This is a genomic window from Streptomyces scabichelini (genome assembly GCF_011045015.1).
Lineage (GTDB): Bacteria > Actinomycetota > Actinomycetes > Streptomycetales > Streptomycetaceae > Streptomyces > Streptomyces scabichelini.
The window spans coordinates 1-10676 of record NZ_JAAKZY010000306.1 but is presented as its reverse complement, the minus strand read 5'-3'; the positions used below and the strand labels follow the sequence as shown (position 1 = coordinate 10676).

Sequence of the window (10676 nt, the reverse complement as noted above, 5' to 3'; positions counted from 1 at the left end):
CGGGGAAAAGAAACCCCCAACCTCAACCCGTACGCACCACAAGCGCCGTAGCCACCGCCATCAACCCCTCATCACGGCCTGGAAACCCCAGTCCATCCGTCGTGGCGCCCGAAACAGACACAGGCGCCCCCACCGCATCCGAGAGAAGCTTCTGCGCCTCGTCACGACGTTTGCCGATCTTGGGCCGGGGCCCGATGACCTGGACGGCGACGTTGCCGATGGTGAAGCCGGCGTCGCGGACGATGCGGGCAGCCTCGGTGAGCAGGGTGACACCGGCCGCACCGGACCACTCGGGCCGCCCGGTACCGAAGTGGGCCCCGAGATCACCGAGCCCGGCCGCCGAGAACAACGCGTTGCACGCGGCATGCGCGACGACGTCCGCGTCGGAGTGCCCGGCAAGCCCCGGCCCTTCGCCCTCCCACTTCAGCCCCGCGCACCAGAGCTCCCGTCCCGCCTCGAAGGCATGGATGTCGGTACCGATACCGACCTGCGGCAACATGAGCTGCGGAGGCGTCTCAGAAGCCATCGTTCGCCCTCCTGCGAGCGAGAACCGCCTCGGCAAGCACCAGATCGAGAGGCCGGGTGACCTTGAAAGCCTCCTCGTGACCGGGCACGACCACCACCGGCTTGCCCAGCTGCTCGACCATGCTGGCGTCGTCGGTGACCCCGTTCGTGACGGCCTCGTGCGCGCGCAGCAGAGTGTCGCGGTCGAAGCCCTGCGGGGTCTGTACGGCCCGCAGCCGCCCCCGGTCGGGAGTCGCGACCACCGGCTCGGGCGAGCCGTCCGTACGCGGCTCGACCTCTTTGACGGTGTCCGCGAGAGGCAGTGCGGGTACGACGGCGGGGGCCCCGTCCCGTACTGCCTCGATGACCGCGTCGACCGTGTCGACGGGCACCAGCGGGCGGGCCGCGTCGTGCACGAGCACGATGTCGATGCCGGGCGGCAGCACGTCGAGGCCGAGCTTCACGGACTCCTGCCGGGTGTCGCCGCCCGGGACGACGACGAAGTCGGTGCGCTCGGGCAGCGAGTGTGAGCCGAGGAGTGCCTTGACCTGGGCGGCGCCGTCGGGCGGTGCCACGACGACGACGAGCGAGACGGCGCGCGACGCGGCCATCGCGCGGACCGCGTGGATGAGCATGGGAGTGCCGTTCAGCGCGCGCAGCGCTTTGGGGGCGCCCGGACCGAGGCGCACGCCTCGGCCCGCGGCCGGAATCACGGCCGCGGTACCGGCCCGCGAACGGCGCGAATCGTCAGACATCGGTTCCTGTCAGAGGTGTGTACGTGCGTGTGTGTACGTACGTGGATATACGGCCAGATCCTGTCGTCGAAACGGCGTCCGCCGGAGGTCACCCGGCCCACACCGGTTGACCCGCCGGCCCGCACCGGTTTGACCCGCCGGTACGCGACGGTTTGACGACCGGGCCCGCATGGGTATGGCCTCAGCGTGCCGGGCGCGACGCCTTGACCGGGGACCCTTCCGTGACATCTGGTCGAGCCAGCTGCCCGGGCCCGGCACGCCAAGTATCGGGGCCGGACATTAATTCCCGGCCTCCGAAGTACGGTCGGTTGTACGGTGTTCCGGGTACAAGCATGCCGCAGCGCCCGGCGACAGAACTTACGTCATCGGGCACCGCGGCATTTCAATTGCGTACGCCGGACCGCTCATGTCGCCCCTGGTCTGGAGGCGATCAGAGCGTGACGGGCGTCAGGACGCGAGAACCTCGTCGAGCAGGGCCTCGGCCTTGTCCTCGTTCGTGTTCTCCGCGAGGGCGAGCTCGCTCACCAGGATCTGCCGAGCCTTGGCGAGCATGCGCTTCTCACCGGCGGAGAGTCCACGCTCGCGCTCACGACGCCACAGGTCACGGACGACTTCCGCGACCTTGATGACATCGCCGGAGGCGAGCTTCTCGAGATTTGCCTTGTAACGACGAGACCAGTTCGTGGGCTCCTCGGCATACGGCGCGCGCAGCACCTCGAAGACCCGGTCCAGCCCGTCCTGACCGACCACATCACGTACGCCGACGAACTCCGCATTGTCCGCTGGCACACGCACCGTCAGGTCGCCCTGGGCGACCTTCAGCACCAAGTAGGTCTTGTCCACGCCTTTGATCTGACGAGTTTCGATGGCCTCGATCAGCGCGGCCCCGTGATGGGGATAGACCACGGTGTCGCCAACCTTGAACGTCATGTGACAGGTACCCCTTCCGTGGCTATCCAGAGTAACACGAGAACCGCATCTTCTGAATGGCGTTTTCGCAGGTCAGGGCACATCTCGGGGCTTGACAACAACAACAGGAACGTGCTTCGAGGGGTGAGCGGATGCGGGTATTCGCAGGTCGGAGCCGTTCCTCGGGGGACGTGAAACCCGCCCGTTACAAGGCTTAGGAGGCCCCCTCGCGTGGCCGAACGTCCTGTTTTGTCGGGTTCGGATGGCGAGACTTGCGCTACTCCGTTCGGTGAGCGGAGCCGGGTACGAGTCGAATCCGGAATTGATCACGGCGGCCCGAAGATCGATTTCCTGGACCGCCATGCATTCCTTACGAGAAATCCGCAACGCCGGTGCGGGAGCTTACTTAGGGGACCTGTGGGGTTGTTGCTTCTTGTGTGAATGCTGGATCAGCGGAGACCTTGGGGAGGGTCGGGTGCGGTGGCGCGGGAACGGCTCGGTAACCTGAAGCCGCTGACAGACCCTTAGGGCGCTTTTACAGGCGCGCCCGCTTCGCCCACGTTCAAGGAGTTGCCGCCGCCGTGAGCAGCAGCCTTCGACGCGGCGCCCTCGCCGCAGCCGCCATCGCGTTCTCGATCGCCTCGCTGTCCGCGTGCGCCGCAGGAAACAACGCCCAGTCGCTGGAGATCAGGCCGGACAACGCCGCGACCAGCACCGGCGACATCCAGATCCAGAATGCCGTGGTGATCACGCAGCCCGACCCGGAGTCGCCGGGCCCGGCCGCGGTCTCCGCGACCCTGTTCAACAACGGCAACGCCGACGAGACACTCGAGTCGATCATCGTGGAGGGCATCGAGCAGCCCGTCACGCTCAAGCCCGCCAAGGGTTCAGGACCGGTGACCGTCCCGGCCGACGGCTCGGTGGTCCTCGGCGGCAAGGGCAACGCCTCCGCCGTGCTGGCAAGCAGCGTCGAGGCCCTCGAGGACGGCGACGCGCAGCCCGTCACCTTCACCTTCAGCAGGACCGGTGACGTGGAGCTGCGGGCGTTCGTCGTCCCGGCCGAGGGCTACTACTCCCAGTGGGGCCCGTCCGAGACTCCCCGCGCGCCGGGCTCCGAGGGCTCCAGGAGCCCGAGCCCCACGCGTTCTCCGTCCGAGACTCCCTCGGGCACGTCGACCGAGCCGGAGTCGGACGAGCCCGGCGCGGGCGGGACCGAGCCGGGCGCCACGCCCACGGACGCGGCGTCGCAGAGCGCGACGGCCACGGCTCCCGAGGACGGCGGCGAGAACGCGGTCGCGGAGGACTGAGTCTTCATCTCGTACGCACGAAGGGCGGGACCCCTCCAGGGGTGCCGCCCTTCGTCGTGCTCGGTGTGCGAGGTGTTCGGTTTACGGCTCGAACTTGTACCCGAGGCCTCTGACCGTCACGAGGTACCGGGGCGCGCCAGGGTCCGGCTCGATCTTGGCGCGCAGCCGCTTGACGTGGACGTCGAGGGTCTTGGTGTCGCCCACGTAGTCGGCGCCCCAGACGCGGTCGATGAGCTGCATGCGGGTGAGGACGCGGCCCGCGTTGCGCAGCAGCATCTCCAGGAGGTCGAACTCCTTGAGGGGGAGGTCGACCTTGGAGCCGGAGACGGTGACCACGTGGCGGTCGACGTCCATACGGACCGGGCCGGCCTCCAGTGCGGCGGGGGTGACCTCCTCGGGCTCGCCGCGGCGGCGCAGGACGGCGCGGATGCGGGCGACCAGCTCGCGCGACGAGAAGGGCTTGGTCACATAGTCGTCGGCTCCTATTTCCAGGCCGACGACCTTGTCGATCTCGCTGTCCTTGGCGGTGACCATGATCACCGGGACGTTCGAGCGGCTGCGCAGCTGCCGGCACACCTCGGTGCCGGGCAGGCCGGGCAGCATCAGATCGAGCAGGACGAGGTCGGCGCCGTTGCGCTCGAACTCGTCGAGGCCATCGGGCCCGGTGGTCGCGATGGCGACCTCGAAGCCCTCCTTGCGGAGCATGTAGGACAGGGCGTCGCTGAAGGACTCCTCGTCCTCGACGACGAGCACTCGGGTCACGGAAGGACCTCCGGGGCAGAAAGCGGTTCGTACGGGGATGTGGTGGGGGATGTGACGGTGGTCGTTCCGTCGGACGGCCCGGCGTCGACCTCTTCGTCGACTTCAGGCGTGTGGTCGGTCGCGCGGTCGCGGGCCACACCCGCCTCCGGCAGCCGGAGGGTGAACGTGGAGCCCTGACCCTCTGAGCTCCACACCGAGACCTCCCCGCCGTGCGAGGCGGCCACGTGTTTGACGATCGCCAGGCCAAGCCCCGTACCCCCGGTTTGGCGGGAACGGGCCGGATCGACGCGGTAGAAGCGCTCGAAGACGCGCTCCCGGTCCTTTTCGGAGATGCCGATGCCCTGGTCGGTGACGGCGACTTCGATGAGGTCCCCGCCGGGCGCGGTCACCCGGCGCGCGGCGATACCCACGCGCGTACGGGCGGGCGAGTAGTTCACGGCGTTCTCGACGAGGTTGCCGAGGGCGGCGGCCAGCTGGCCGCGGTTGCCCCAGATCTGCAGGTCGGCGGTTCCGCCGGCGGCCATAGTGATCTGTTTCGTGCCGGCCTGGTGGCGGCAGCGGTCGATGGCCTCGGCGACCAGTTCGTCGACGCGTACGGGCTCGGCGTCCTCCAGAGGGTCGTCGTTCTGGACCCGCGAGAGGTCGATGAGCTCCTGTACGAGGTTGGTGAGGCGGGTGGCCTCGATCTGCATGCGTCCGGCGAAGCGTTCGACGGCCTCCGGGTCGTCGGATGCGCCCATGACCGCCTCGGAGAGGAGGCTGAGCGCGCCGACGGGGGTCTTGAGTTCGTGGCTGACGTTGGCGACGAAGTCGCGTCGTACGGCCTCGATGCGGCGGGCCTCGGTGAGGTCCTCGACGAGGAGCAGTACGAGCCGGGAGCCGAGCGGGGCGACGCGGGCGGACACGGCGAGGGCTTCTCCGCGGCCGGTGCCACGGCGGGGCAGGTCCAGCTCGACCTGCCGTATCTCGCCGTCGCGCCGGGTGTCGCGGGCCATCTGCAGCATGGGGTCGACGGCCAGTTTCCCGCCGCGTACGAGACCGAGGGCGTACGCGGCCGAGCTGGCCTTGACGACGGCGTCGGCCTCGTCGAGCACGACGGCCGAGGAGCGGAGCACGGACAGGACCGTGTCGACGCCCGGCGGAAGCACCGGGTCCGTGTGCAGCGACGTGCGCGTCGGCCGCTTCTGCTCGCGCTCGCTCCAGCGGAACGCCAGCATGGCGATGACGCCGGTGAGCACACCGGCGATCGCTGCCGCTGCGGCGACAGCCGCGTTCACGTCCATGGCTCCAGGTTAGGCATGCTGTACGCCCCCCTCACAGCGGTCCGAGTGTCAGCTCGAACACTCGTCGCCCAGAGTTCACCCTGGAGACCGGGACGGTTCACTTGTGCCGAGCGGCTTCGGAGGAATGCATACCGCCCGGGAGGCGCCCTGTCGCCCAGAGTTCACCTCGGCGATAGAGATGGTTCATTTGGGATGGCGGAAACGGACGCGTTCAAGCCGGACCGTGGGAGCGTGGGGTACGCGAGCCCCTTTGGAATCCTGCATGGGAAACGCTGTACGGGAATCCGGAAGCTGACGTAAGAGAGGGACATCCAGATGCGCGACGCGTACCACGAGGAACTTGACTCGATCGGCGAGGGCCTGGTCGAGATGGCCCGGCTCGTCGGGTCGGCGATCGGGCGCGCCACGACGGCGATCCTCGACTCCGATCTGAAGCTGGCGGAGACCGTGATCGCGGGCGATCAGAAGGTCGACGATCTCCAGCACGAACTCGAAGCGCGGGCGATAGCCCTGCTGGCGCGGCAGCAGCCGGTGGCGACGGATCTGCGGATCGTGGTCACGTCGCTCCGTATGAGCGCCGACCTCGAACGCTCGGGCGACCTCGCCCAGCATGTCGCGAAGCTCGCCCGCCTGCGCTTCCCGGAGCGCGCGGTCCCGCAGGACCTGCACGCCACGATCCTGGAGATGGGCCAGCTCGCGCAGCGCCTGATGGCGAAGGCGGCGGAGGTCATCGTCACGAAGGACGTCGACCTCGCGCTCCAGCTGGAGCAGGACGACGACGCGATGGACCTGCTGCACCGCGCCCTCTTCCAGCACCTCATGGACGACCGCTGGAAGCACGGCATCGAGACGGCTGTGGACGTCACGCTGCTGGGCCGCTACTACGAGCGTTTCGCCGACCACGCGGTGTCGGTGGCGAACCGTGTGGTGTACCTGGTGACGGGGGAGCACGCGGATGAGATCCAGAGTGCTACGGGGGTTGAGGGGGCCTGACGCTCTGCACAACGGAGCCTCTGTGCGCCGTTGATGCGCCGGACGGTGCGGGACTGCAATGGGCGTAGGCACCAGCCTTCGAGGAGGGACCATGGCCGAATCCCCCACCACACCCGACCCCACCCAGGAACGCGAGACCCAGCAGCCCGCCGAGATCATCAGCCTCCCGCTCGTGGCCGCCTGCGGCTGCGGCTCGGGCTGCGCGTGCGGCTGTCAGTCGGGCAATCCTTGCCAGTGCGGTTGACGGAGCGGTTGACAGAGCACAGTCCGTACGACGATCACGACGATGTGGGGCCCGGCACGATGCCGGGCCCCACATCGTCGTGTGAGGGGGGAGAGCAGCCCTCTCGGGGTGGAGCTACCTGCACCCTCGATCCGGCAGTGCACTCCATGGTTCCGGCAAGCGGGCGACGGCATGGTTGAACCCAGCGAACCCCAGAGGTTCACAGCTCTCAGCCGGAAGGAACTGTCATGAACTCGCTGCTGACCACAAAGTCGGGCACCGCTCAGGACGACCTGATCACGACGCCCCGCGAGAGCGACCTCGGCCCGCTGCTCGCCGCCTGGGAACTGGCGCACCCCGCCGCCGCGGACCCCGAGTGGCGGCATCTCCTGGACGAGATGGCCCACCCCCACACCACCCAGGCGTTCCACCGCCTGGCCAGGACCGCGGCTTGAGCTCGTACGTCCGGCAGGGCACCGCCCAGGCCGACATGAAGTGTTGTTGCTGTGGTCCCGACGCAAGAGGCCCCGGAGCGATCCGGGGCCTCTCACCTTTTCTTTTTCCTTGCGGAAACTACTTCTTCTTGCCTTGATTCTTGACCGCCTCGATGGCCGCCGCGGCCGCCTCCGGGTCGAGGTACGTGCCGCCGGGGTTCACCGGCTTGAAGTCGGTGTCGAGTTCGTACGAGAGCGGGATGCCCGTCGGGATGTTGAGGCCCGCGATGTCCGCGTCCGAGACGCCGTCGAGGTGCTTGACGAGGGCGCGGAGGGAGTTCCCGTGGGCCGCGATCAGGACCGTACGGCCGGTGAGCAGGTCCGGGACGATGCTGTCGAACCAGTACGGGAGCATGCGGACGACGACGTCCTTGAGGCACTCCGTCTGCGGGCGCAGCTCCGGCGGGAGCATGGCGTAGCGCGGGTCGGAGAACTGGGAGTACTCGGCGTCGCGGTCCAGCGGCGGCGGAGGCGTGTCGTACGAGCGGCGCCACAGCATGAACTGCTCCTCGCCGAACTCCGCGAGCGTCTGCGCCTTGTCCTTGCCCTGGAGCGCGCCGTAGTGGCGTTCGTTCAGGCGCCAGCTGCGGTGGACCGGGATCCAGAGGCGGTCGGCCGCCTCCAGCGCCAGCTGCGCGGTGCGGATCGCGCGCTTCTGGACGGACGTGTGCACGACGTCGGGCAGCAGGCCGGCGTCCTTGAGCAGCTCACCGCCGCGGACTGCCTCCTTCTCGCCCTTCTCGTTGAGGTTGACGTCCACCCAGCCGGTGAACAGGTTCTTCGCGTTCCATTCGCTCTCGCCGTGGCGGAGGAGGATCAGCTTGTACGGTGCGTCGGCCATGCCCCGAGCGTAATAGACGGCCTCAATCCCTCGTGGGGCTGCCCGGCAGCCGGACGGTTGACGGCTTCTGCTAATTGAGTGGCCTCGCAGAGCGGCGCACTTGTAAGTTCTGGACACCGCCTGAGCCGCTTACCTGAGCCGTTTACATCCACGAGGGATCCCTGATGCCACGCGCCGCCCTGAAACGTGCCGTCCGCGAATCCGTCTCCGGATTACCCCGCGCGTTCTGGTGGCTGTGGATCAGCACGCTCGTCAACCGGCTCGGGGCCTTCGTCGCCACCTTCATGGCCCTGTACCTCACCCTCGACCGCGGCTACTCCGCCTCGTACGCCGGGCTCGTCGTCGCACTCCACGGGCTCGGCGGTGTCGTCTCCTCCATCGGCGCGGGGGTGATGACCGACCGGCTCGGGCGGCGGCCCACCCTTCTCGTCGCCCAGTCGTCGACGGCTGCGAGCGTCGCGCTCCTCGGCTTTATGCACCACCCGGTCGCGATCGCGGGCGTGGCCTTCCTGGTCGGGATGGCGTCGAACGCCTCCCGGCCCGCCGTCCAGGCGATGATGGCCGACATCGTCCGGCCCGAGGACCGTGTCCGCGCCTTCTCCCTCAACTACTGGGCCATCAACCTCGGGTTCGCGATCTCGTCGATGGCCGCCGGGTTCATCGCCGAGTTCAGTTATCTCGCCGGGTTCCTGATCGAGGCCGGGATGACTCTCGCCTGCGCGATCGTCGTCTTCGCCAAGCTGCCGGAATCCAGGCCCGTACGTACGGAGAAGGAAAAGGCGGTTCCGGAGGTGGGCCTCGGCACCGTGCTGCGGGACGGGCGCTTCATGGGCGTCGTCGGGCTGTCCTTCCTCTTCGCGGTGATCATCCAGCAGGCGTTCGTGGGACTGCCCGTGGCGATGGGCCAGGCCGGGTTCACGCCCGCCGACTACGGCATGGCGGTCGCCGTCAACGGCGTCCTCATCGTCGTCCTCCAGATCCCGGTCACCCGCTTCATCGAGCACCGGGACCCGGGACGGCTGCTCGTCCTCTCCTCCCTCCTCGCGGGATACGGCTTCGGCCTCACCGCCTTCGCCGGATCCGTCGGCGTCTTCGCGCTCACCGTCTGCGTCTGGACCCTCGCCGAGATCGTCCAGGCCCCCACCCAGACCGGCCTCGTCGTCCGCCTCTCCCCGCTCCACGGCCGGGGCCGCTACCAGGGCGTCTACACGTCGTCCTGGTCGGTGGCCGCCCTGGTCGCCCCGCTGATGGCGGGCGGGATCATCGACCGGTACGGGGCGGAGTGGCTGTGGGGGATGTGCGCGGCGGTCGGCACGGTGGCGAGCCTCGGCTACGGGGCGCTGATGCGGCGGCTTCCGCCGGAGGAGCCCTCCGCCCGGCGGCCGGAGGCCGAGGCGTCGAATCCATTGCCCGAGCAGGCGGCCTGACCTCACCGGTCCGGTAGGCGCGTACATGATCACGGCATACCTGAAAGGGGCAAAGCAATGCATTCCGGCTAGTCTGTGATGCCCCTTCACCCCAGTGGATCCGGGTGAAGCCCAGGCCTCGGCGGTGAGCCGCGTGCAGTGGAACGGATGCGGCAGATGGTTGCCGAGGGAGAGATCGACTTCTCGGTCATCGAGAAGCCTGCTGCCTCCTCCCCCGGCGCCTCGGACAAGGACGAGCACGCCGCGTGAGCGAGACGTTCCTCATCGACACCAGCGCACTGATCCGCTTCTATCGGGGCCGGACCGGAGCGGAGTGGGACCAGTTGGTCGGCTCTGGCGCGAGTCCGGTCGATCTTCTCGTGGCCGTCACAGCTCAGCATCACAAATTGACCGTGCTCCACCAGGACTCCGACTTCGAGACCATGACACGTGCCACCGGTCAGCCTGTACGCCGCATCCTCGACTGACTGTCGAAGGTGCCCAGGTGGAGGTACGGGACCTGGGCCGACGCTGGGATGCGTCCATTCCGCGACCTGCGGGCGAAGGCCACGTCGAGAGCATGAACTCCGCCTGGGAGCAGGACCGTCAGACCACGGTCAGGTGTGCGGTGCCGTGGGGCAGCCAGGTGAAAGCCTTGCCATGCTCGGCGGAGGCGGCGGACTCCAGCTTCGCGGTGAGGGCTTCGGGGCCCTCTCGGAAGTGCTGCCAGCCTTCGTAGTGGACCGGATGGACGGTGTGGGGGCGGATGGTGTCACACAGGTCCAAGGCGTCGGCGGCGGTCATGGTGTAGCGGGCGGGGCCGGTGAGGGGGAACCGGACGCCGCCCAGGTGAAGCAGCACGGTGCCGGGGCGCAGGGCTGCGGCCGTCTTGCGGACGGCGGGGTACAGGACCGTATCGCCGGTGATCCACAGCGGCCCGTGGTGCTGTCCGGGCCAGGTGAGGGCGAATCCGACGACGTCTCCAGTGACGGGGCGGCTGAAGCGCGGGCCGTGTCGGCAGGGAGTGGCGGTGACGTCGATGGGCGGGCGGTCCGGCGCCTCCAGCCGGGTGGTATGTCCGGCCCTCAAGCCCTGCGCGGCCCTCAAGCCCCGTACGGCCCCCGGTTCTTGTCCGGCCCGTACGGCCCCCGGTTCTTGTCCGGCCCGTACGGCCCCCGGTTCTTGTCCGGCCCCCCGTC

At 68.8% G+C, this 10676-nt stretch carries 13 protein-coding genes; 6 read left to right on the top strand and 7 right to left on the bottom strand.

Features of this window, described 5'->3' with window-relative positions:
* Window positions 1-22: 22 nt before the first annotated feature.
* From ispF to G5C60_RS47005, 3 genes are all read right to left on the bottom strand, one after another.
* Window positions 23-526 carry a 2-C-methyl-D-erythritol 2,4-cyclodiphosphate synthase gene (gene ispF, locus G5C60_RS47015; protein WP_165269822.1) on the bottom strand — a complete coding sequence of 168 codons (504 nt, stop codon included), beginning with the start codon at window positions 524-526 and terminating at the stop codon, window positions 23-25.
* The gene (ispD, locus tag G5C60_RS47010) at window positions 516-1259 is read right to left on the bottom strand and encodes a 2-C-methyl-D-erythritol 4-phosphate cytidylyltransferase (RefSeq protein ID WP_165269820.1); all 744 of its coding nucleotides are present in this window, start codon (window positions 1257-1259) and stop codon (window positions 516-518) included. The genes ispF and ispD overlap by 11 nt, the downstream gene beginning before the upstream one ends.
* 447 nt (window positions 1260-1706) lie before the next feature.
* Entirely contained in the window at window positions 1707-2189 is a 483-nt protein-coding gene (locus G5C60_RS47005) for a CarD family transcriptional regulator (RefSeq protein ID WP_003953493.1), read from the bottom strand.
* A gap of 560 nt (window positions 2190-2749) precedes the next feature.
* On the opposite strand from G5C60_RS47005, the gene G5C60_RS46995 reads away from it, so the two are divergent.
* Window positions 2750-3475 (top strand): copper chaperone PCu(A)C, encoded by a 726-nt coding sequence (locus tag G5C60_RS46995; protein ID WP_165269818.1) that lies wholly within the window; start codon window positions 2750-2752, stop codon window positions 3473-3475.
* An 81-nt stretch (window positions 3476-3556) separates the two neighbouring features.
* Here the strand turns inward: G5C60_RS46995 and phoP are convergent, their stop codons facing one another.
* Together phoP and phoR are read right to left on the bottom strand one after the other, a co-directional pair.
* Window positions 3557-4237, bottom strand: a complete 681-nt coding sequence (gene phoP, locus G5C60_RS46990; RefSeq protein WP_033322296.1) for a two-component system response regulator PhoP — start codon at window positions 4235-4237, stop codon at window positions 3557-3559.
* Window positions 4234-5520, bottom strand: coding sequence for a two-component system sensor histidine kinase PhoR (gene phoR, locus G5C60_RS46985; protein ID WP_165269816.1), 1287 nt, complete (start codon window positions 5518-5520; stop codon window positions 4234-4236). The genes phoP and phoR overlap by 4 nt, the downstream gene beginning before the upstream one ends.
* A 315-nt stretch (window positions 5521-5835) precedes the next feature.
* On the opposite strand from phoR, the gene phoU reads away from it, so the two are divergent.
* The 3 genes from phoU (at window position 5836) to G5C60_RS46970 (ending at window position 7191) form a co-directional block, all read left to right on the top strand.
* On the top strand, window positions 5836-6513 hold the full coding sequence (phoU, locus tag G5C60_RS46980) for a phosphate signaling complex protein PhoU (protein WP_165269814.1): 678 nt from the start codon (window positions 5836-5838) through the stop codon (window positions 6511-6513).
* 91 nt (window positions 6514-6604) lie between these two features.
* Window positions 6605-6757, top strand: a complete 153-nt coding sequence (locus tag G5C60_RS46975) for a hypothetical protein (RefSeq protein ID WP_165269812.1) — start codon at window positions 6605-6607, stop codon at window positions 6755-6757.
* A 227-nt stretch (window positions 6758-6984) separates the two neighbouring features.
* A complete protein-coding gene (locus tag G5C60_RS46970; protein ID WP_165269810.1) occupies window positions 6985-7191 on the top strand; it encodes a hypothetical protein in 207 nt (68 codons plus the stop codon).
* Window positions 7192-7309: 118 nt separating this feature from the next.
* On the opposite strand, the gene G5C60_RS46965 is transcribed toward G5C60_RS46970, so the two are convergent.
* Window positions 7310-8071: a phosphoglyceromutase gene (locus tag G5C60_RS46965; RefSeq protein ID WP_165269808.1), complete on the bottom strand. Its 762-nt coding sequence runs from the start codon at window positions 8069-8071 to the stop codon at window positions 7310-7312.
* 164 nt (window positions 8072-8235) lie between these two features.
* Between G5C60_RS46965 and G5C60_RS46960 the strand changes: the two genes are divergently transcribed.
* Both G5C60_RS46960 and G5C60_RS46955 read left to right on the top strand, forming a co-directional pair.
* Window positions 8236-9498, top strand: a complete 1263-nt coding sequence (locus G5C60_RS46960; RefSeq protein ID WP_165269806.1) for an MDR family MFS transporter — start codon at window positions 8236-8238, stop codon at window positions 9496-9498.
* A 245-nt stretch (window positions 9499-9743) separates the two neighbouring features.
* Entirely contained in the window at window positions 9744-9965 is a 222-nt protein-coding gene (locus tag G5C60_RS46955) for a PIN domain nuclease (RefSeq protein ID WP_165269804.1), read from the top strand.
* A gap of 118 nt (window positions 9966-10083) precedes the next feature.
* On the opposite strand, the gene G5C60_RS46950 is transcribed toward G5C60_RS46955, so the two are convergent.
* Window positions 10084-10676 (bottom strand): MBL fold metallo-hydrolase (locus tag G5C60_RS46950; protein ID WP_165269802.1); only part of this gene is annotated, 593 nt, incomplete at its 5' end.

Bases quoted from the DNA above. Each gene is read 5' to 3' on its own strand.
- ispF (WP_165269822.1), bottom strand. From the start codon at position 526: ATGGCTTCTGAGACGCCTCCGCAGCTCATGTTGCCGCAGGTCGGTATC.
- ispD (WP_165269820.1), bottom strand. From the start codon at position 1,259: ATGTCTGACGATTCGCGCCGTTCGCGGGCCGGTACCGCGGCCGTGATT.
- G5C60_RS47005 (WP_003953493.1), bottom strand. From the start codon at position 2,189: ATGACGTTCAAGGTTGGCGACACCGTGGTCTATCCCCATCACGGGGCC.
- phoR (WP_165269816.1), bottom strand. From the start codon at position 5,520: ATGGACGTGAACGCGGCTGTCGCCGCAGCGGCAGCGATCGCCGGTGTG.
- phoU (WP_165269814.1), top strand. From the start codon at position 5,836: ATGCGCGACGCGTACCACGAGGAACTTGACTCGATCGGCGAGGGCCTG.
- G5C60_RS46975 (WP_165269812.1), top strand. From the start codon at position 6,605: ATGGCCGAATCCCCCACCACACCCGACCCCACCCAGGAACGCGAGACC.
- G5C60_RS46970 (WP_165269810.1), top strand. From the start codon at position 6,985: ATGAACTCGCTGCTGACCACAAAGTCGGGCACCGCTCAGGACGACCTG.
- G5C60_RS46965 (WP_165269808.1), bottom strand. From the start codon at position 8,071: ATGGCCGACGCACCGTACAAGCTGATCCTCCTCCGCCACGGCGAGAGC.
- G5C60_RS46960 (WP_165269806.1), top strand. From the start codon at position 8,236: ATGCCACGCGCCGCCCTGAAACGTGCCGTCCGCGAATCCGTCTCCGGA.